This window comes from Ferrimonas aestuarii, assembly GCF_005116665.1.
In the GTDB taxonomy this organism is placed as follows: domain Bacteria; phylum Pseudomonadota; class Gammaproteobacteria; order Enterobacterales; family Shewanellaceae; genus Ferrimonas; species Ferrimonas aestuarii.
The window spans coordinates 62,594-83,878 of record NZ_SWCJ01000013.1; the positions used below are offsets into that span (position 1 = coordinate 62,594).

General features: G+C 52.4%; 18 protein-coding genes and 4 tRNA genes. 18 read left to right on the forward strand and 4 right to left on the reverse strand.

Annotated features, from left to right (window positions below):
- Positions 1-66: 66 nt before the first annotated feature.
- On the reverse strand, positions 67-2,058 hold the full coding sequence (gene tkt, locus FCL42_RS15220; RefSeq protein ID WP_136864283.1) for a transketolase: 1,992 nt from the start codon (positions 2,056-2,058) through the stop codon (positions 67-69).
- Between the two features lie 380 nt (positions 2,059-2,438).
- Here tkt and metK point away from each other — a divergent pair, with 380 nt between their 5' ends.
- The 7 genes from metK to gshB all read left to right on the forward strand — a co-directional run bounded on the left by metK (position 2,439) and on the right by gshB (position 8,828).
- On the forward strand, positions 2,439-3,593 hold the full coding sequence (metK, locus tag FCL42_RS15225; protein WP_028114310.1) for a methionine adenosyltransferase: 1,155 nt from the start codon (positions 2,439-2,441) through the stop codon (positions 3,591-3,593).
- Positions 3,594-3,902: 309 nt separating this feature from the next.
- The gene (locus FCL42_RS15230) at positions 3,903-5,081 is read left to right on the forward strand and encodes a hypothetical protein (RefSeq protein WP_136864284.1); all 1,179 of its coding nucleotides are present in this window, start codon (positions 3,903-3,905) and stop codon (positions 5,079-5,081) included.
- 21 nt (positions 5,082-5,102) lie between these two features.
- Positions 5,103-5,921: an ion transporter gene (locus FCL42_RS15235; protein WP_136864285.1), complete on the forward strand. Its 819-nt coding sequence runs from the start codon at positions 5,103-5,105 to the stop codon at positions 5,919-5,921.
- Positions 5,918-6,397 (forward strand): SprT family zinc-dependent metalloprotease, encoded by a 480-nt coding sequence (locus FCL42_RS15240; RefSeq protein ID WP_136864286.1) that lies wholly within the window; start codon positions 5,918-5,920, stop codon positions 6,395-6,397. Before FCL42_RS15235 ends, FCL42_RS15240 begins: the two co-directional genes overlap by 4 nt.
- Positions 6,398-6,442: 45 nt before the next feature.
- Complete coding sequence (locus FCL42_RS15245; protein ID WP_136864287.1) at positions 6,443-7,123, forward strand: endonuclease; 681 nt, start codon at positions 6,443-6,445, stop codon at positions 7,121-7,123.
- Positions 7,124-7,136: 13 nt separating this feature from the next.
- The gene (rsmE, locus tag FCL42_RS15250; RefSeq protein WP_136864288.1) at positions 7,137-7,868 is read left to right on the forward strand and encodes a 16S rRNA (uracil(1498)-N(3))-methyltransferase; all 732 of its coding nucleotides are present in this window, start codon (positions 7,137-7,139) and stop codon (positions 7,866-7,868) included.
- Positions 7,869-7,880: 12 nt separating this feature from the next.
- Positions 7,881-8,828 (forward strand): glutathione synthase, encoded by a 948-nt coding sequence (gene gshB, locus FCL42_RS15255; RefSeq protein ID WP_136864289.1) that lies wholly within the window; start codon positions 7,881-7,883, stop codon positions 8,826-8,828.
- 72 nt (positions 8,829-8,900) lie between these two features.
- Here the strand turns inward: gshB and FCL42_RS15260 are convergent, their stop codons facing one another.
- Positions 8,901-11,372 (reverse strand): putative bifunctional diguanylate cyclase/phosphodiesterase, encoded by a 2,472-nt coding sequence (locus FCL42_RS15260; RefSeq protein WP_136864290.1) that lies wholly within the window; start codon positions 11,370-11,372, stop codon positions 8,901-8,903.
- Positions 11,373-11,626: 254 nt separating this feature from the next.
- On the opposite strand from FCL42_RS15260, the gene FCL42_RS15265 reads away from it, so the two are divergent.
- The 7 genes from FCL42_RS15265 to FCL42_RS15295 all read left to right on the forward strand — a co-directional run bounded on the left by FCL42_RS15265 (position 11,627) and on the right by FCL42_RS15295 (position 15,814).
- Complete coding sequence (locus FCL42_RS15265; protein ID WP_136864291.1) at positions 11,627-12,646, forward strand: methyltransferase; 1,020 nt, start codon at positions 11,627-11,629, stop codon at positions 12,644-12,646.
- 162 nt (positions 12,647-12,808) lie between these two features.
- Positions 12,809-12,895, forward strand: a tRNA-Leu gene (locus FCL42_RS15270).
- Positions 12,896-12,915: 20 nt separating this feature from the next.
- Positions 12,916-13,002: transfer RNA gene (locus FCL42_RS15275), tRNA-Leu, on the forward strand.
- Between the two features lie 6 nt (positions 13,003-13,008).
- Positions 13,009-13,093 (forward strand) — tRNA-Leu (locus FCL42_RS15280).
- A gap of 16 nt (positions 13,094-13,109) precedes the next feature.
- Positions 13,110-13,196: transfer RNA gene (locus FCL42_RS15285), tRNA-Leu, on the forward strand.
- Between the two features lie 247 nt (positions 13,197-13,443).
- Positions 13,444-15,114: a DUF342 domain-containing protein gene (locus FCL42_RS15290; protein WP_136864292.1), complete on the forward strand. Its 1,671-nt coding sequence runs from the start codon at positions 13,444-13,446 to the stop codon at positions 15,112-15,114.
- Between the two features lie 91 nt (positions 15,115-15,205).
- Positions 15,206-15,814 carry a superinfection exclusion B family protein gene (locus FCL42_RS15295; RefSeq protein WP_136864293.1) on the forward strand — a complete coding sequence of 203 codons (609 nt, stop codon included), beginning with the start codon at positions 15,206-15,208 and terminating at the stop codon, positions 15,812-15,814.
- 84 nt (positions 15,815-15,898) lie between these two features.
- Here the strand turns inward: FCL42_RS15295 and FCL42_RS15300 are convergent, their stop codons facing one another.
- Entirely contained in the window at positions 15,899-16,663 is a 765-nt protein-coding gene (locus FCL42_RS15300) for a TetR/AcrR family transcriptional regulator (protein WP_136864294.1), read from the reverse strand.
- A 380-nt stretch (positions 16,664-17,043) separates the two neighbouring features.
- Between FCL42_RS15300 and FCL42_RS15305 the strand changes: the two genes are divergently transcribed.
- Genes FCL42_RS15305 through FCL42_RS15320 form a run of 4 tightly spaced genes read left to right on the forward strand, consistent with a single transcriptional unit; the run spans position 17,044 to position 20,670 of the window.
- Complete coding sequence (locus FCL42_RS15305; RefSeq protein WP_136864295.1) at positions 17,044-17,742, forward strand: spondin domain-containing protein; 699 nt, start codon at positions 17,044-17,046, stop codon at positions 17,740-17,742.
- A 10-nt stretch (positions 17,743-17,752) separates the two neighbouring features.
- Positions 17,753-18,466 (forward strand): spondin domain-containing protein, encoded by a 714-nt coding sequence (locus FCL42_RS15310; protein ID WP_136864296.1) that lies wholly within the window; start codon positions 17,753-17,755, stop codon positions 18,464-18,466.
- Positions 18,467-18,515: 49 nt separating this feature from the next.
- Positions 18,516-19,208: a response regulator transcription factor gene (locus FCL42_RS15315; RefSeq protein ID WP_136864297.1), complete on the forward strand. Its 693-nt coding sequence runs from the start codon at positions 18,516-18,518 to the stop codon at positions 19,206-19,208.
- On the forward strand, positions 19,195-20,670 hold the full coding sequence (locus FCL42_RS15320) for a sensor histidine kinase (protein ID WP_136864298.1): 1,476 nt from the start codon (positions 19,195-19,197) through the stop codon (positions 20,668-20,670). The genes FCL42_RS15315 and FCL42_RS15320 overlap by 14 nt, the downstream gene beginning before the upstream one ends.
- An 86-nt stretch (positions 20,671-20,756) precedes the next feature.
- Here the strand turns inward: FCL42_RS15320 and FCL42_RS15325 are convergent, their stop codons facing one another.
- Positions 20,757-21,281: a hypothetical protein gene (locus tag FCL42_RS15325; protein ID WP_136864299.1), complete on the reverse strand. Its 525-nt coding sequence runs from the start codon at positions 21,279-21,281 to the stop codon at positions 20,757-20,759.
- Between the last annotated feature and the right edge of the window lie 4 nt (positions 21,282-21,285).

Sequence of the window (21,285 nt, forward strand, 5' to 3'; positions counted from 1 at the left end):
CCTGAGGCGAAAAAAAGCCAAAAAAAATCCCCTGACCAGCAGGGGATTGTTCAAAACCGTTTTCGATTACAGCGAGTTGGCCACTTCAACCACGTTCTTAGTGGTGAAGCCAAACATCTCAAACAGCTGATCTGCAGGGGCAGACTCACCGAAGGTGGTCATGCCAACGATCTTGCCGTTCAGGCCAACGTACTTGTACCAGTAGTCAGCAATACCCGCTTCGATAGCGACGCGCTTAGTCACAGCGGCTGGCAATACCGACTCTTTGTACTCTGCGCTTTGGGCTTCGAATACATCAGTAGCAGGCATGGAAACCACGCGAACCGCTTTGCCCTGTGCTTCCAACTCAGCCGCAGCGCCCATTGCCAGCTCAACTTCGGAGCCAGTGGCGATCAGAACCAGCTCTGGAGTACCTGCGCTGTCTTTCAGTACATAACCGCCTTTGGCAACGTTAGCCAACTGCTCCGCATCACGAGCCATTGGCGCTAGGCCTTGGCGAGAGAAGATCAGAGAAGTTGGGCCATCTTTACGCTCAACCGCGTGCTTCCACGCGTAGGCAGACTCAACGGAGTCACATGGACGCCAAGTGCTCATGTTTGGCGTCATACGCAAAGATGCAATCTGCTCAACCGGCTGGTGAGTCGGGCCATCTTCACCCAGACCGATAGAGTCGTGAGTATAAACAAAGATAGAAGGCTGCTTCATCAGCGATGCCATGCGTACGGCATTGCGGGCGTATTCCATGAACATCAGGAAGGTCGCGCCGTATGGCTTAAAGCCGCCGTGCAGAGTCACGCCATTCATGATAGCGCTCATACCAAACTCACGCACACCGTAGTGAACGTAGTTGCCAGAAGCATCTTCTGGAGTAATGGACTTAGAGCCACTCCAGATGGTCAGGTTAGATGGCGCCAAATCAGCAGAGCCACCTAGGAATTCTGGCAGCATCGGGCCGAACGTGTTCAGGCAGTTCTGAGACGCTTTACGAGTCGCAACCTTGGTGGAGTTCGCTTGCAGATCAGCAATGTACTCAGTCACCTTAGCGTCCCAGTCTGCAGGCATGTCGCCAGCCAGACGACGCTTCAGCTCTGCAGCCAGCTCTGGGTGAGCAGCGGCGTAGGCGTCAAAACGGGTGTTCCAGTCTGCTTCTTTGGCAGCGCCAGCTTCGTTACCGTCCCACGCTTGCTTAACGTCAGCTGGGATCTCAAACGGCGCGTGTGGCCAACCCAGGAATTCACGGGCAGCAGCAATTTCATCGTGACCAAGAGGGGCACCGTGGCAGTCGTGAGAGCCAGATTTGTTTGGAGAACCAAAACCAATTACGGTGCGGGTACACAGCAGAGTAGGCTTGTCGCTTTCCGCTTTTGCCGCTTCAATGGCTGCTTTGATGGCGTCAGCATCGTGACCGTCGATGTCACGGATAACGTGCCAACCGTAAGACTCAAAACGAGCTGGGGTGTCATCGCTAAACCAACCTTCCACTTCACCGTCGATGGAGATGCCGTTGTCATCCCAGAACGCGATCAGTTTGCCCAGCTTCAAAGTGCCCGCCAGAGAGCAAGCTTCGTGAGAGATGCCTTCCATCAAGCAGCCGTCACCCATAAATACATAGGTGTGGTGATCAACGATGTCGTGGCCATCACGGTTAAACTGAGACGCCAGCACTTTTTCAGCCAGTGCCATACCTACGCCATTGGTGATGCCCTGACCCAAAGGACCAGTGGTGGTTTCAACACCAGGGGCGTAACCATATTCTGGGTGACCCGGAGTGCGAGAGTGCAGCTGACGGAAATTTTTCAGATCGTCGATAGACAGATCATAACCGCTAAGATGCAGCAGAGAATACAACAGCATGGAGCCGTGGCCGTTAGACAGAATAAAGCGGTCACGGTCAGCCCATTCTGGGTTGCCAGGGTTGTGCTTTAGGAAATCACGCCACAGGACTTCGGCGATGTCGGCCATCCCCATTGGGGCACCAGGGTGGCCAGAATTGGCCTGTTGAACAGCATCCATGGATAGGGCACGGATAGCGTTGGCAAGCTCTTTGCGAGAAGACATTTTGGCTCCAGCTTATCTCTAGTGGTTATAGTCTAAATAAGAGGGTGCATATTTTCGCCGTTTGCACCGCCCGACGCAAATCATTACCGGAAAAAAACCTAACTCACAGAAAATTAGTTCGATTTTAGAGCGAAGTTCTGTCGCTCTATCAGTTTGGATGCCCAAAAACACCGAGATTGGTGGTGATTCGCTAACGCTTAAATGGGCTTTCTAGCCTAAATTAGGGCTAACCAATTCGGCTTACAGCAAAAAATATGCTCTGCTTCACTGGATTTTGCATCGCAAATACATAAAATAGCCGTCTAGATGTAGATGCGTCTACTTGTTAACAACTGCAAGTAGTCACCCTATTCCCAAATTTAATGTGAGAGTTGATTGCCATGGCACGTCACCTATTTACCTCAGAGTCTGTCTCTGAAGGCCATCCGGATAAAATCGCGGATCAGATCTCTGATGCCGTATTGGATGCCATTCTGGCTCAAGATGCCAAAGCTCGCGTAGCCTGCGAAACCTATGTTAAAACCGGCATGGTCATGGTGGGTGGCGAGATCACCACTTCCGCTTGGGTTGATATCGAAGAAGTAACCCGTCAAACCATCCGTGATATCGGTTACACCCACTCTGACATGGGTTTTGACGCCAACTCCTGTGCGGTTCTGTCTGCCATCGGTAAGCAGTCTCCAGACATCAACCAAGGTGTAGATAAAGCTGACCCTCGCGAGCAAGGTGCTGGTGACCAAGGTCTGATGTTTGGCTACGCCAGCAACGAAACTGACGTACTGATGCCTGCGCCTATCACCTACTCTCACCGTTTGGTAAAGCGTCAAGCAGAAGTTCGTAAGAACGGCACTCTGCCTTGGCTGCGCCCAGATGCCAAGTCTCAGGTAACCTTCGCCTACAATGCCGATGGCACCGTTGCCGGCATCGATGCGGTAGTACTGTCTACTCAGCACTGCGACAGCGTTTCCACTGCGGATCTGCGTGACGGCGTGATGGACACCATCATCAAGCCGGTACTGCCTACCGAGTGGATCACTAAAGACACCAAGTTCCACATCAACCCTACCGGTCGTTTCGTTATCGGTGGCCCAATGGGTGACTGTGGCCTGACTGGTCGTAAGATCATCGTTGATACCTACGGCGGCATGGCACGTCACGGTGGCGGTGCTTTCTCCGGTAAAGATCCATCGAAAGTAGACCGTTCTGCAGCCTACGCCACTCGCTACGTTGCCAAGAACATCGTTGCCGCTGGCCTAGCCGATCGCTGCGAAATTCAGGTTTCCTACGCCATCGGTGTCGCAGAGCCAACCTCCATCAGCATCGAAACCTTCGGCACCGGCAAACTGCCAGAAGAGAAGCTGATCGAACTGGTACGTCGTCACTTCGACCTGCGCCCATACGGCCTGATCGAAATGCTGAAGCTGGAGCGTCCAATCTACGCGCCGACTGCAGCGTACGGTCACTTCGGTCGCGTTGAATTCCCTTGGGAGCAAACCGACAAAGCCGAAGCGCTGCGCGCCGACGCTGGCCTATAAGGTCTGACAGAATCGAAACTAAGCCCTGGCTCACGCCGGGGCTTTTTCGTTTTAGACTCTGTTCGAAATAAACCACAGCGTCCAATCTACGCAACATCACCCAACAGCGCAGCGTACAGTCACTTTAGCCGCGCCCCGTTCCCTTGGGAGCAAACCGACAAAGCCGAAGCGCTGCGCGCCGACGCTGGCCTATAAGGTCTGACAGAATCGAGACAAAGCCCTGGCTCACGCCGGGGCTTTTTCGTTTTAGAGCAATCCGTTAAGCTTGAGGCCATAACAACAGTCAAAAATCATAACTTTGGAGATCCCATGCGGTTGTCGCCTCTCGTTAGCCTATTCGTTGGCCTTATCACACTGTCCTGCACTAGCCTTGGCAACGCTCAACCTCGTCAGGCTTTGGGTCTTGATGCCGAAGAACTCCGAGTTCCTCAAATTAAGCAGCAGTTGCCCCACCTGTTGCATCCGTTTACCACCGAACGCATTGATGCCCTCTCCGCCATCAACTCCAGCATGAATGAACAGGCGTATTTGGCTCACGCAGACGCCGAAGGCAATCGCCTATGGAAAGAGGCTGTGACTTGGGTCCAGCAGCAACACTGGGACGACCGCCCTCTTTATTGGAGCCGTCTCGCCCTTCGTGGTGAACTAAAGCAGCAATCGCCTCAATTTAGAGCTTCGCCGATACAAAGACGCATGGCGCTAAACGCCTTTGAACTGAGCTCTCGAGGCATCAGCGATCTGGCCTTTACGCAACACACCGATTTTAAGATTTTGCTCACCGGCTTTGACCCCTTCCTGCTCGACCGACACATCGACCAATCCAACCCTTCAGGACTGGCTGCATTGGCACTGGATGGCAAAGTGATCGAGCTCAACGGCAAGACCGCTGAAATTCAGACGGTGATGATTCCGGTACGATTCGAGGATTTCGACGATGGTCTTATCGAGTCCATATTAAGCCCTTATCTCAGTACCAATTCGGTGGACCTTATCACCACCGTATCCATGGGACGCAGCGATTTCGACCTTGAGCGCTTTCCTGGACTAAACCGCAGTGCCACCGCCCCAGGAAACCGTAATATCCTCACCGGCGCCAATGCCCAAAACCCAATCACGCCACAACTGGAAAGCAAGCCACTGCAAGGGCCTGAGTTTGTGGAGTTTTCATTGCCTGTGGAGGCGATGCAGCGCGTCATTGGCCGCTGGGAGATCAATGATAACCATCAGGTACAAACGCTAGAACAAGGCAAATTTGCCGCCAATAACCTATTGGAACTGCAAGGGCAGACCTCCGTACAGGGCTCAGGCGGCGGCTACCTCTCCAACGAAATTAGCTACCGCAGTATTCGCTTGGCCAATCTGCTGGGCTCAACGGTGCCTCTGGGCCACATCCACACCCCTCGCATCGCCCAGTATGAAGCGGACACCGCTAGAGATATTGTGGCCCAAATTGAAGCCATGCTGGCTCAAGCCATCACCGCCCTTTGAGTTTGAAACGAGACTAAGCCCATGCAATACAACAGCGTAAAAGAGTGGATTTTTGACGTTATTTTCGGCACTGACACGCCAAACGGTAAACGATTTGATCTGCTCCTGCTTGGGCTTATTGTCATCAGCGTCATCGTAGTAATGCTGGACTCCATCGAGCCTTTGAAGGCGGACTATGGCGATATCTTCTTCGCCATTGAGTGGGGCTTTACCATACTGTTCAGCATCGAATATCTGGTAAGGCTTTGGGTTTCACCAAAACCACTGCACTACGCCAAAAGCTTCTATGGCATCGTCGACCTGCTGGCCATTTTGCCCACCTACTTAGCCCTACTGATTCCCGGCAGCCAATATCTGCTGGCGCTCAGATTGGTGCGCGTAATGCGGGTATTTCGGATCGTTAAGGCGATGCGCTACTTGGCGGAAGCCAACATGTTATGGCGCTCCATCAAAGGCTCACTGCGCAAGATCACCGTGTTCTTTGTGTTTGTACTGCTGCTGGCCTGCATCATGGGCTCCATCATGTACGCCATCGAAGGGCCGAAAAACGGCTTTACCAGCATCCCAACCGGCATCTATTGGGCCATTGTCACCATCACTACCGTGGGTTATGGTGACATCAGTCCCCATACCGTTTTAGGGCAATTCGTAGCGGCATTCACCATGATCATCGGTTATTCGGTTATTGCGGTGCCAACCGGTATTTTTACCGCGCAAATTCACCAGGAAATGAACTTGCGCCGCGACCTCCGACGCTGCGAAAATTGCGATCGAACCGGGCACGACCACGACGCCCACTTCTGTAATCATTGCGGTACCGAATTAGAACACCTCGTATGACCCAAACCCAAGTCCAGCGGAAAGTCGAAGCCTGTTATCAGCTGGCAGAATCGCAACTACAACGCGCCTTTCCACGGCCAGAGATTAGCTTTGCTCTTCGGGGACAAAGCGCTGGCGCCGCGCACCTGCAACAAAACAAGCTGCGTTTTAATCCGGTACTGCTAGAGCAAAACCTTGAGGCGTTCATCAACGAAGTGGTTCCCCACGAAGTGGCTCACCTGCTGACTTGGCAGCTTTATGGTCGCGTTCGCCCCCATGGCCGCGAGTGGCAGGGGATCATGTGGCAGATCTTTCAGGTCGAGCCCAAAACCAAACACCAGTTTGACGTCAGCTCAGTGCAGCAGCGCCAGTTTGCCTATCGCTGTGGCTGTCAATCTCACAATTTGAGCATTCGCCGCCACAACAAGGTGCGACGAGGCCAAGTTCAGTATCAATGTCGACGCTGCGGTGACACCCTGATGGCCGTTGCCGACTAACACCACACATTCTAAAAAATCGCTATAACAACAACCGAGAACACCATGAAACTTTGGGTTTGGCTAGTTAGCCTGTCATTGAGTGCTGCCGCAGTGGCAACACCAATCTCCTTCAATAACGCCAAAAAGCAGTTGCGCGAGATCTACAAAGAGTTGCCGCAGACCAGCTTCTATTGCGGCTGTGATTTTACCTATTCCGGTAAAAAGTTGATTCCGGATCTCAATAGCTGTGGCTATGAAGTTCGAAAGCAGCCAAAGCGGGCTCAGCGCATCGAGTGGGAGCACGTCGTGCCCGCTTGGAATTTTGGCCACCAACTGCAATGTTGGCAGCAGGGTGGTCGCAAGAACTGCCGCAAGGATCCACAATTTAAAAAGATGGAATCGGACATGCACAATCTGGTGCCCGCCATCGGTGAGGTCAATGGCGACCGCAGCAACTTCCGTTTTACCGACATTGGACTGAAGCCATTCCAGTATGGTCAATGCCAGATGCTGGTGGACTTTAAAGGCCGCCAAGTACAGCCTCCGCAAGCCAGTCGGGGCCAAATAGCCCGCACCTACCTCTATATGCAGCAGCAATATCAGGTTAAGCTATCTGGATCTCAATTAAAGCTGATGCAAAGTTGGAATCGGCTCTATCCCGCTACCGAGCAGGAGTGTCAAAGACACAAGCTGGTTGAAAAACGGCAAGGATGGCCCAATCCTTTTGTAGCCTCACAGTGTTAATAAGCGGAGCCTCATGCGAGTCCCTAGAATTTATCAGCCCGGCGACCTGATCGTCGGCAGCCAACGACTTCTCGATGAAGACGGCGCTAACCACGTTGGCCGAGTACTGCGTATGCAGGAGGGTCAAGCGCTGGAGTTGTTCAACGGCGACGGCAATCAATACCCCGCCGAGATCATCAGTGCCAGCAAAAAACAGGTCGAAGTCAAAGTGCTAGACCAACAACGCGTCGACAACGAATCGCCGCTGGATCTGCACCTAGGTCAGGTGATCTCCCGCGGTGATAAGATGGAATTCACCATCCAAAAATCGGTGGAGCTTGGGGTTAATACCATCACCCCACTGTGGTCTGAGCGCTGTGGCGTCAAACTGCAGGGTGATCGCTTGGATAAAAAACTGGCTCAGTGGCAGAAGATTGCCATCGCCGCCTGTGAACAGTGCGGCCGCAATCGAGTCCCACTGATCCGCCCGGTGATGAAACTTCAGCAGTGGATGACAGAAGCAACCGACGCCACCAAGTTGAATCTGCACCCAAGGGCGCACTACAGCATCCAAACTCTGCCTGAACCCATGACCAAAGCTCGGCTACTCATCGGTCCCGAGGGTGGACTAAGCCCGGAAGAGATTCAAGCAGGCCGTGACGCAGAGTTCGTCGACATATTATTAGGCCCTCGAGTACTGCGTACCGAGACCGCCTCCCTGACCGCCATTACGGCCCTACAGACCCGCTTTGGCGATCTGGGCTAAAGGAGAACCGAGATGATCAAACTTGGCATAGTGATGGACCCCATTGCGGACATCAACATCAAGAAAGACAGCAGTTTTGCCATGCTGATGGCGGCTCAAAGCCGTGGATACGAACTGTATTATATGGAGATGAACGATCTCTATATGGAACAGGGACAAGCCAAGGCTCGCATGCAGAGCCTGAGCGTGCAAAACGAGTTGGGCAACCACTATCAATTAAGTGACAAAAAGGAACGCCCACTGGCGGATCTTGACGTCATTCTGATGCGCAAAGATCCACCGTTCGACACCGAGTTCATCTACGCCACCTACATGCTGGAGCGCGCAGAAGAGCAAGGAACGCTGATCGTCAACAAGCCTCAAAGCCTGCGTGATTGCAACGAGAAGCTGTTTACCGCTTGGTTCAGCGATTACACCGCCGATACGCTGGTGACTCGTCGTAGCGATAAGATTCGAGAGTTTCACGACAAGCACGGCGACATCATCATCAAGCCTCTTGATGGCATGGGCGGCGCCTCCATCTTTCGCGTTAAACCGGAAGGAGATAACCTCGGCGTTATTATTGAAACCCTGACCAACCTCGGCACTCAATACACCATGGTGCAGAACTACCTGCCTGCAATCAAAGATGGCGACAAGCGCATTTTGATCATCGATGGTGAACCGGTTCCTTACTGCCTAGCCCGAATTCCTCAAGGAAAAGAGACTCGCGGCAACCTGGCCGCCGGTGGTCGTGGTGAAGCCCGCCCACTGACTGACAGCGACTGGGCCATCGCCCGCGCCATCGGCCCTGAGCTGAAACGTCGCGGCCTGATTTTTGTAGGTCTGGATGTGATCGGCGATCGCGTTACCGAGATCAACGTCACCAGCCCAACCTGCATCCGCGAAATTGAAGCGGCCTTCGATGTGGACATCACCAAGATGCTGTTCGACGCCGTGGAAGCCCGCCTGAAAGGCTAATCACGCCTTTAAGTTCATAAAAAAGCCGCCACTGATTGCGAAACCAGTGGCGGCTTTCTATTTGGACCGGCTTTAGCTGCGGTTGCCACTTAAAGGGTGAAAGATAGACTGGATCGATTCAATGCGAGCCCAGTTGAGATCGGGGCCAAGTTGCCTAATCAATTCAACCGCCTGCTGCTCATCCAATGCCGGCGAATACACATAGCCCTGGGCATAATCACAGCCGGCTTTCAGCAGATACTGCAATTGATCATGGCTCTCTACCCCTTCGGCGATGACACTACGATTGAGGTTATGAGCCAGATCGATCACCGAATTCACGATATTGCGGTCAACATCAGAGCTGTCTAAATCACGCACAAAACTGCGGTCAATCTTCAGAATGTCGAAGGGCAGCTGCTTGAGATAACTCAACGAAGAGTAGCCGGTGCCAAAATCATCAATGGCCACTTTTACGCCCATGCCTTTTAAACGCTCCATGGTCGACAGCGCCTGATCCAGATTCTTAATCAGGCTCTCTTCAGTTAACTCCAGCAACAATCGGCTGGGAGGGACTTGCAGATCATTCAATAAAGATTCAATGCGTTCCCCAAGCCCACTGTGCAGATACTGATGGGGAGATAGGTTCACCGCCACATAGAAATCCTGAGTGCCGGAGATCTTAGTCAGCTTCTGCATCAAATTCAGACTCTTCTTGAGCACCCAATCACTTAGAGTCAGCAGCTCATTGCTCCCCTCGAGGTCACGAATGAACTCCGTTGGCATCAGCAAACCACGGCTCGGATGATACCAACGCACCAAAGACTCAAAGCCAACCACTTTTTGATCTTTGATGGAAACAATGGGCTGCAGACTCACGGATATTTGGCCCTCCTCCAGTGCCACCCGCAGATCCGCTTCTAACATCAACTTTCTGCTGGCCAGCTCCAACATCTGCTCATCGAACACCCGATAATTAGAACGGCCCGCCTGCTTGGCTTGATACATAGCCAAATCCGCTCGCTTCAGCAGCTCCTCCGGACGCAGCATTGGGTTATCACAGAACACCACTCCGATGCTGGTGGTAACAATCAGAGTGTGGCGGCCAAGCTGAACCGGCTGCTGCAGCGAAACAAAGATCTGATGGATGATTCGATGGATATTCGAGCCTTCCCCAAGGCCACGAACAATCACGGTAAATTCATCCCCGCCCAAGCGGCACACGGTATCCATGGAGCGCACGCTTTTCTTAAGGCGATTGGCCACGGTTTTCAGCAGCTCATCCCCTACATCGTGGCCTAGAGTGTCGTTAATGCGCTTAAACTCATCCAGGTCAAGAAACAGCAACGCGATCTTCTCATCAGTTCGCCCAAGGCTACTCAGAGACTTACTCAACTCATGATGCATCATGGTGCGATTTGGCAACCCGGTCAGAGTGTCCATCATCGCCAACCGCTCCAGCTCATGGGTATAGCGGTCCACCTCTTCATGGAGTTTTTGCAGCTGCTTCACCGTACTCTCAGTCGCCCATTCCAGCTTATCAACCTCGTCCACAAAGCCCCATCGAGGCTTGTGAATCTTGTCGATGATCTGCCCATACTCACCCCGAGCCATCAATGGCAACAGTTTTTGCAGTTGCTGCACCCGAGCCAGTGGCGGCCAAAACAGCAAACTGAAAATGAAGGTGGTGCCGAGCACACTGACCAAGGTAAACAACACCAGATCATTGAAATAGACCCGCTGGTTTTCTTCCATGCCGCTGCTGTCGAAAAACAGCAGCAGCTGATGAAAGTCATCCAAAGGCCAACTGAAAAAACTCCAGTTGTTCGTCCCAAGCGCCAGTTGAGCCGGCGATTCGGAGAACTGTTCGAAACTGGAGTTACGGGATGCGGCAATCAAGGTGCGGTAGTTGGTATCACGGTTGGTAAGGCTCAGTATGGTGCGCCCCCAAGGATTCAGAGTGCTTGGATGAGCCTGTCCCAGCACCGCCAGCTCAACATTATGATTTTGGTTTAGGGTCGATAGCACCTCCATTAACGGAGCGACCAGCACCAACAGATAAGGTTGCGATTCGATACGAACCGTTGTCGCAAGATCCATTACACAAGCCTGGCGACAACGCTGACGCCATAGGTGCTGTCCCTCGGTCTGCAGCTGCGCTAACCAATTATCTGCAGGCAGAGGATGCGCCCCTAAGCGAAACGCAATATTTCCCTGAACGTCATACAGGGACAGCCCCACAAGACCCCAATCTTGTTGCGAGTCACGCCAATGCTGCTCTATTTGAGTTTGAATGGAGGCATCCGCTGACACTGAATGGGTGTGAGACAACTCCGAGGCGATCACCAGCAATCGGCGCTCCACGTGGGCCAGCGTCTGCTGGTAATCTTGGCGAATAAACGCCACTTTTTGCTCCAGCATGATCGCCCGCTGCTGCTCAAACCGATCCAACGCAAGACGGCCTAATAAGACAGAAAGCACCGTCATCATCACGATCAACGCGATAACAAATTTCCACTTAAGGCTAACAAAAGGCAGCGTTCTTGCGGGCTTTCCATCCATCATTCTCCCTGCCTCCCTTTACCTTCCATTGAGTCGCTCCGTCGCAACTTATGCATCCCCAGCCCCTCACACCAACTCCTCATTGGGTATCAATTCAAGTGTAGAACAGCAATTTTCTGAGTCAGGCAGGATTTGATATAATTTTCAGATGACTCAACACTCTGTGGCTAAGTTCGGTGGATTATTAATGCCATTTCCACGAGCACCATCCACCATGGTCGGTCCACAATCCATCAATCAGGTACTTTTCCCATCTTATGAATCTATTGAATCCCAGCCGTTTGCTCGACAAACATCGCGACGAACTTGGTCGAAATCTACTGATTGTTAACCCAATGGCCGACTCATTGGCTTCGGTGTTAAACCAGGATGGGAAACAGCTGACTCTGGTCAGTCACGACTTTTTGATTAGCCGGCAACTGACTCAGTCGGGCTTCGAGGTTCATTTCGGCTGTCAGCCACAGCTTGACAAGCTTGCTGCCATCGATGCTGCCGTGCTCTATCTGCCGTCAACCAAACCTCTGGCAAAACAGCTCATGCAGTGGTTAGCCAGTGTGCTGCCACAACACACCCCCACCTACATTGTTGGCGACAATAAAGGTGGCATTAAAAGTGCGCTGAAGCAGATGGGCGAGTTTTATGAAAACGCCAGTAAATACGCCAGTGGTGCCCACTGCCAACTGCTGTTTGGACTGAGCCAGCGTATTTCCACCCCGGCACTGGCCGCCTCCTCGACCACCATCAGCACACCTCAAGGCTCTCTGAATCTCGCCGGTCTTCCGGGCGTATTCAGTGAAGGCAGCCTGGATCATGGCACCCGATTACTGCTTGAACATCTGCCGCCTCTCTCCGGTCGCATACTCGATTTTGGCTGCGGCGCAGGGATTATCGGTGCCAGCATCAAACAAGCCCATCCAGACACCGATGTGGAAATGCTCGACATCAACGCCTTCGCCCTTGAGTGCAGCCAAGCTACTCTGCAGGCAAATGGCTTACAGGCTAAGGTCTATGCTTCCGACGGTTTCAGTGAGGTTGAGGGGAAATTCGACTTTATTATCTCCAACCCGCCTTTCCATCACGTAGGTAAGCAGACGCTTGATACCACCGAGCGCTTTATTGCCAATGCCAAGCTGCACCTAAAGCCTGGAGGCACACTGCTGTTTGTCGCTAACCACCACCTGCCTTACGGTGAAGCCATGAACAAGGCCTTTGGCCGAGTAAACCTATTGGCTCAGGACAACAAATTTAAGTTGTATTTCGATCAAAACCGAAGCTGATGGCCGTTGGCGCAACCAATTGAATTAAAAATCACCAAAAACAGAAGAATCCTCCTCACAGTGGATGATTTTTTGGACTGTCGCAAAATGTTTTGAACATTGCAGTTGACGGGAAACGGAATCTCTCTATAATGCGCCTCCGTACCGATGAGTATTTGCAGAGCAGAAGTGGCGGAATTGGTAGACGCGCTAGCTTCAGGTGCTAGTGTCCGCAAGGACGTGAGAGTTCAAGTCTCTCCTTCTGCACCACTCATCGATACAGCTTAAGTGCAGATGTGGCGGAATTGGTAGACGCGCTAGCTTCAGGTGCTAGTGTCCGCAAGGACGTGAGAGTTCAAGTCTCTCCATCTGCACCACTCTATGCGGGAGTGGCGGAATTGGTAGACGCGCTAGATTTAGGTTCTAGTATCGCAAGGTGTGAGAGTTCAAGTCTCTCCTCCCGCACCATATTAAAAAATCATTCGCAGATGTGGCGGAATTGGTAGACGCGCTAGCTTCAGGTGCTAGTGTTCGAAAGGACGTGAGAGTTCAAGTCTCTCCATCTGCACCAAGATTTTGAAAACCTCGACCTTAGGTCGAGGTTTTTTTTCGTCTTGAATTTGCTTCTACTTGGCAGCCCTCCCGCATTGACAAGACCAATCGCATTCGAAAAAAACCACTCGACGAGTGCATAAAATATCTCTCATCACAAATTCAGCATTTTCCTCCAACTTAAGCAGAAGAAATCATTAACTATTTAATCTTAAAGCAATTAAGATATACTCATTGTTCGCCATTTAAACAATAAGCAAGGCGCAATGTTAGATTTCGAGCTGCTCTATTTTGATAAGGAAAATCAAAAGTTATGCATTGATTTGATCCCAGAACACCATGTAGAGGTGACCCTAGATCAGATCAAAGAGCTATTGGTTCGCTCCCCATACCGGCAATTCGCTTTCCTCGAACATGAGGTCATGAAAGCGCTGCAGCTATTAAAGCGCCAAGCAGGTGGTGCCAATAAGGGCCAAACCCAACGTATTCCCATTGCCGAACAAGTTGATGGCTCATGCAGCTTGAAACTGTCCACGGACAAAATGCAGGTGGAAGCGATCATCACCGCGCCTCAAGGTGGCAAGCGTTCTGGTTTTTCTGAACTCGTTGAACAGCTGCAACAGCTCTCGATCAATAATGGCTTGCTTAAAAACAACATCCAACAGCTATTAGACGCCGCCAAAGCCATTCAAGACGGCAAAGAAATTAAAGCCGTCATCGCCAAGGGACGACCACCTCAGCACGGTAGAAACGCGCAACTAGAACGTTTGGTAAAACTCAACCGCGAACGGCTATTGCAACCCAAAATCCTCGAAAACGGCAAAGTAGACATGCGCGATCTGGGGGAGATCCCCATGGTACACGCTGGGGATGAAGTTCTGCGTCGTCACGATCCTGAGCCCGGTCTTGATGGCTACAACGTCATTGGCGAAGTGCTCAAAGCCAAAGCGGGCAAAGACAAAAAACTGAAAGTTGGCAAAGGCACGGAAACCAGCAAGCATGATCCAAACTTACTGCTCGCCAGCATTGATGGCCAACCAAAAGAGACCAAATCCGGCATCGACATCGTCGAAGTACTAACCCTGCAAGACGTTAACGTGGGCACTGGCCACATCAATTATCACGGCAACGTCATTGTTCAGGGCAACGTCGAAGAGGACATGAAAGTTCACGCCGAAGGTGACATCACCGTTAACGGTTTTGTCGACAATGCCGAATTGCGTGCAGGGGGCGACATCGTCGTCGCTAAAGGGGTCATCGGACGCCAAAAAACAGACGCAAGCCTAAGCACCAAACTGCATGCAGATGGCGAAATTCATCTGAGCTTCGCCCAATATGCGCAGATCAGTGCCAAGGGCAACATCGACATTCAAACCCAACTGATCCACTGCCAAGTGGTCTGCGGCCAAGACCTCAAAGTTGGCATTGATGGCGGTAAAAAAGGCGATCTGGTTGGGGGGCATGTCCAAGTTCAAGGTGCCCTAACCGCTCTGAACATCGGTGCTCGAGCCGCCACCCAAAGCCATCTCAAGGTGGGACTCGGCATTGCCAAGCTCCGACAGGATGCCAAGGAATACCATCAAAAAACTCAGGATCTCCTGAAGCAGAGTTACAACCTGCGCACCGCCATCAGTCGAGTACCAACCATGGCGGATAAAACCGAGCAGCAGCGCGAAGCCCTTGTAAAACAGTTTAAAACCGCACAGGAGCAAAACAGCGCCAAACTCAGTGAAGCACAGCTATTGCTCGCCGAGACGGAGCAACAGATTGAGCACTATTTTGAGCACGTCTGCGTCAAAGCTCTGCACAGTTTGTTTCCACAGGTTCACATTGAGATGGGCACCCAATCTCTCACCACTGAGCGAGAGTTCGGCCCCTCCAAGGTCAGCGCTGAAAATGGTATCAGTGTCACAGCCTTAGAAGCTGGAGAGAGCTAACGCACCATTGGTGGTGTTAGCTTGGTACTAAACCTGCATATAATTGCGGTTAACTCCTTTAGCGCCAACAACCTGACACGAGAACTGACTGATGAATCGCTGGCATTTCCCGCTGAATCTTTTCAAGCAAGCCACCACTCTACATAAACTGGTGCTGTGGCTGCTGGTCACAAGTCTGGCTTTGCTGATGCTGCCACTCAGGATGGCACAGTCGCTGTTTCTGCAACAATGGATTGAACAGCATGCCGCCTCGATTGGCCTAGTGGCCATGGCTTGTGTGGGGTATTTACTCTCTTTAGGCATCAGGCTAGGTCTTAGCAAAATGCTGGAAGAGCGCCAGCAGGGAACGATGAAACAGCGCATTCAGGAGAAAATTGGCGCCTTGGATCATGGCGAGCGAGCCGTACTCAGAGAGTTTATCCTGCAGGGAAAAAGCAGCATCCGCATGCCAATCCATCACCACAGCGTCGCCGATCTTCTGGATCATGGCATCCTAGCTCAGGCGGGTGCCAGCGAAGAGTACGCCATCGAAGGCACGGTAGCACCAGTCAAGATTGCCGCCCTGGCGCGACGTCATATCACCCGTAAAGTCCTACGACTGCCGGAAGAGCAGCTAACAGAGCAGCAACGAGAACACCTGCTGGCCAGCCGACCTGAGTTTGCAGCCAACTTGAACCGTAGTGGTCGGCACGCAGCCTAATATTGAAAAGAGTATGAAGAGGGGGAAGTGCCCAAGGGCGCGAGGCCAAGCCTCAACTCCCTTGAGAGTAAGATGGGTAAAAGCCTAGAGGCTAATGCCCAATTCGTGCTCTTGCTCAAGCACTTGCAGTTGCTGCTCAACTAAGCTGAAAATTCGCTGCTGTGAGTCGGTGGTCAGTGGGTGCTTCCAGTTCAAACTGCTGATCACCATCGACAAACTCTGATACAGAGTCTGCGAGTCATCGATATTCAAACGAGTTCCCATTAGCGGATTGCCAATCATGGTCATGGCACCACGCTGGCACGCAACCAAAGTCAGATGCGCCACTTGCACCTCGGCATCGGTAATGGTCAGTTCACTTTCAATGCGAGCTGATTCCATCACTCGTTTAGAGGTTGAGTGAGTCTGTTCAATAAACATCTGCATCTCTTGCAGGCGATAGTCACTGACACGTTCAATGATGCCATCAACGCCAGCCAAGGCGTTAAAGCCCAAGCTCCAGCAGCTGTGCTTCATCGCCAGTGCGCCATAAAGGTGCAAGGCCAATAGACGCTCCGCATGACTCAACTCTGCGCTGATAAGCTCAGGTTGACGCTCAGTAAGAAGCTCTATGTGTTTCGCAAAGATGGCCACAAGCAGGTCTTCTTTACAGTTGAAATGCTTGTATAGCGTACCTGCGCTACACCCAGCCCGTGGTGCCAATTCCGAGAAGCGGAACGAAACCAAGCCCTGTTCCTTAACTAACGCTTCCCCTAATTTCAGTAGCGCTTGGTCGCGCTGACGGAACCGGGCGTGAACAGGCGATGTCCAGTGACTGGATCTCAGTGCCGAGTCGGCGTGCTGATCCATAACAAAAACTCCCAAATTTATGATCAACTTTACTCTACGCCCGAATAACTGAAACGAATGTTACCTGTCCCACGTTTATGACTAACTACCTACCCATTTTTTGGTAAAAATACAATTTAGCTCAAACTTTTATTTATAAACCTCGACTGAGTATCTTCGCATCTTAAAATCCGGTTGAAACCTACAGAACACGGTCAACCACCGTCAGATTAGAGCAAAAACTCAATTCAAAGTTTTGTAATGAATCAAGGTAATAAACCACTCATTCAAGGGCAAAATAGGTCAAAAAACAGATGTGATAAATTTGTGACAAACTCGTGATCGCCAGTGGATATTCCCTCTCTAAACTGCAAAGACTTCAAAAAAGGAGATGGCACATCATGAACTTAAAACCTCTGGCACTGGCAACCCTACTTGCCGCCCCAATGATCCAGGCACAAACCGTCACCATCGAGATGACAAACCTAACTCAAGGCATCTATTTCACGCCTCTGCTGATGACGGCCCACAGCAGCGATTACCACCTGTTTCAATCAGGGCAGGCCGCCTCTCCGGAGCTTCAAACCATGGCAGAAGGCGGTGACATTTCTGGCCTAATGACCATTGCCAACTCCATCAACGCGGTATCAGCCGCCAACCCAGCTGAAGGGCTACTGGCACCAGCTGCCAGCACCAGCGCGGTACTTGAAAACGTAGAGATGGGCTCGGTACTGTCGATTACTGCAATGATTCTGCCCAGTAACGATGGCTTTGTCGGCGTGGACAGCTGGCCAATCCCAGAAGCCGCAGGAACTTACACCATCAACTTGAATGCCTACGACGCGGGTACCGAAGTCAACGACGAGCTACTGGTTGCTGGTGCCGGTGGCGCACCGGGTACCCCAGGTATGCCAGCCATTCCTGGTACAGGCGGTGGCACTGGCGGTACGGGCGCAGCCACTACCGAGCCAAACCAGATGGTGCACATTCACCGAGGCAACCTAGGTGATACCAATGCGACCGGTGGCATGAGTGACGTCGACAGCCGCATCCATCGCTGGTTAAACCCGGTAGCCCGCGTCACCATCACCGTAGAATAAGGGGGCCATCATGAAAGCACATTACGCTCTTATCGGTCTCACGGCCTTGATGCTCGCAGGTTGTGACGACGATGACGACAATAGCCCAGCTCCCAACCCTGAGCCAAGGGCCACAGCAGAGTTTACTGTTACCATCAGCAACCTCACGGCAGCCCAGCCACTCTCGCCTCTGGCCGCTTACCTCCATGATGGCAGCGCTTCTGGATGGAGCTTTGGCCAAGCCGCCAGCGTTGGCTTAGAGCAGCTGGCTGAAGCTGGCAATGGCAGTGAATGGCTGGCAATGGCCAAGTCCCAAGGTGCCTACTACTCAGCCAGTGGCGATGGCATTGTTGGTCCTGGTGCTAGCGATAGCGTCACACTCACGGTGTATGCCGACCAGTTGAGTGACATTAAGCTCACCGGCGCCGGTATGCTGGTCAACACCAATGACGCCTTTGCAGGCATCAATAATCTGGATCTGTCCGGTTTAGCCGTCGGCGATAGCCTAACCATCAACCTGCCTGTTTATGATGCTGGTACTGAAGGTAACAGCGAGTTGGCGGCAACCATTCCTGGGCCTGCAGGCGGTGGCGCAGGGTTTGATGCCATGCGTGATGACGTTGACTACGTAGCCAGACACCCAGGTGTGGTGGGCAATCAAGATGGCTATGGGGAGTCCGCTCTGGACGGTACCCATAAATTTGACGCCCCTGTAGCAAGATTGTCTGTAATACGTCAGCAGTAAGCTCGGTCTACTCAGCATTGTCAGTAAAAAAATGCTGAGAGGAAGAGCGATGGCCACACTATTAGTGATTGAAGACGATGCCGACATCAACGCCTTGGTATCGATGCAACTGGAAGCCAACAACCACCAGGTGCGTCGATGCCGAGACGGTCGGCAGGGTTATCAACTGGCCAAAACCGGCCAATTTGATCTGATCGTTCTGGATCTAATGCTGCCCAGTATGGATGGCCTCAGTATCTGCCAATCCCTGCGGCAGGAGGGCTGCATTACGCCCATATTGATGCTGACGGCGCGCACCTCTGAGATCGATCGTGTGGTGGGGCTGGAATCTGGCGCCGATGACTACATGACCAAACCCTTTAGTGTTCGAGAGCTGCAGGCCAGAGTAAAGTCACACCTGAGGCGATCGCAACTGCTGGCACAGCCGGTCGATACCCAAAGTGTGCAATTAGGTCCGCTGCGCCTTGATCCTGAAAAACGTTCAACCCAGCTCAATGGTGACCACATCGACCTGACCTCAACCGAGTTCGATCTGCTGTGGTATCTGGCTCAGCGACCAGGGCGTGTGTTTAAGCGCGAACAACTGCTTGAGGCCGTTTGGGGCTATCAACATAACGGCTATCAGCACACGGTAAACTCACACATCAACCGCTTACGGGCCAAATTGGAACGGGACCCCGCCAATCCAAAACTGGTGCTGACGGTGTGGGGCGTAGGGTATAAATTCAATGACAAAATTTAACTCACTGTTCTCAAGGCTGGCACTGGTTCAGCTGTTAAGCTTCCTGACGCTCGCCGTGATCCTAGTGTGGGCCAGCGGTCAATTGCACCATGAATTTGAAGATGAGGTCACCCAAAGACTGCACTTCTCCTTGGCCGAGCACATCGTTCATGAAGGGCCACTGTTTAAGGCCGGTGAACCGGATCCAGCCGCCGTTGAACGCGCCTTTCACAATATGATGATTCTGGGAAAAGGGTTTGAATTCTACCTGCTCTCCCCAGATGGCGCCCTACTTAACTACTCAGCCCCCGCAGACAAAATAAAGCGCTTGAGAATTCCCCTAACCGCCATTCACGAAGCGCTATCCCAACCGGGAAAACTGCCCCTGAAAGGCCCGGATCCGCGCTCACTCGATCGCACCAAGATCTTCTCCGTGGCACCGGTAATACTCGATGGCAATCTGCAGGGCTACCTCTACATCATCATTAACGGTGAAATCTACGATTCGATGTTAGCGCAAGTGAATGACCACTCTTGGCTAACGTGGGCCACCTTAGTTATTGCTGCCACCGCAGGGTTTCTGCTGCTCACCAGCCTCGGACTGTTCTCTTGGTTAACACGACCATTGCAGCGCTTAGCTGGGGACATTGAACACAGGCAAACTCAGGGGTTCTCAGGCCAGTTACCACTGAAAGATTCCGCCTACAGCAGCGCCACCGAAATTCATCAGATTCACACCGCCTTTGATGCCCTGTCGCTCAAACTGCAACAGCAGTATCAAAAGGTGAAATCGGTGGATGAGATGCGCCGCGAATTGCTGGCCCACGTGAGCCACGACATTCGCACACCTCTGGCCTCCCTTCAGGGCTACTTGGAAACCTGGTTGCTGCAACACAAACAGGGGCAACAGCCAGATCCAGCCTACGTTGAGATCGCCCATCAAAACGCAGGAAAAATTCACAAAATGGTGGAACAGCTGATGGAGTTAGCTCGGCTCGAGAGCGCTCAAGTACCACTGCAGATTGAGCTAGTGAACATCGCCGAGCTGGTTCAGGATGTACTGCAAAAATATCAGCCGGCCGCCAGTGATAAACAGGTGCTGCTGGATCTGCACCCAAAAAATGGCTCCATGATGGTGATGGCCGACATCGAAAAGCTGGAGCGGGTATTTACCAACCTCGTCGACAATGCTCTGCGCCACTGCGATGCCGGTGACAGCATCTGCATTCGCTTCAATGCCGTAGAGCAAGGGCTGGAGGTTTCGGTCGCAGACAGTGGCATCGGCATTCCCGCCGCAGACCTGCCCCACATCTTCGACGCCCACTTCAAAGCCGCCAACAGCATTCGCGGTGACAGTGCGCACTCTGGTTTAGGGCTTGCCATCACCAAACGATTGCTCGAACTTCACAAGGCCGTCATCGAAGTTCGCAGCCAAGTGCAACAGGGAACCGAGTTCCGCTTTACTTTGCCCCAGCAGGCCTAAGGGTTGCTTATCGTTGGCGAGAAAATCCAAACCACAGCAACCCAGTTCCAGCACAAAAATGAGTACGAAAGGTCAACCGCCCCGAACTAGCGGCACCAAGCGGTGCCTAGGGGCTTGGCTAGCTCTTCGGCCAACAGCTGCTCTCGCAGCGACTGAGACTGCCCCTGTGTCAGCAACTCCCCACTGGCTTGATAGCCGCCGCCACTGCCTGCAGTCACTTCTATCAGTTGCCACTGCTGCTGCCCTAACCAAAACTGCAAGGCACGCACGGCATTCTTCTCGTCATTACAGGCACCAGGACTGGCGGGAAGAGCCAGTCCGCGAATGGTCACCGGTGTCACTTTGCCCCCGGCTAACTTAAGCAACAATCGTCCTTGGGCATCCACCCCCATCAAGGTTTCTACTTCCACCTTTGGAATGAAGATCGGTGCCTTACTCAGCCGCTCAGGCTTTGGCATGGCATCACCCTGAGCCAGCTTCTGCTCACTCTTTGCTGGTACGGTTTGGGTGGCCACCGTTGGCTCCTCGGTCGCGTAAGGTTTATTGAATGTGGTATTCACATTACAGCCACTTAACAACAGTGCCGCTGAAATCACAGCCAAACGAATCATCACC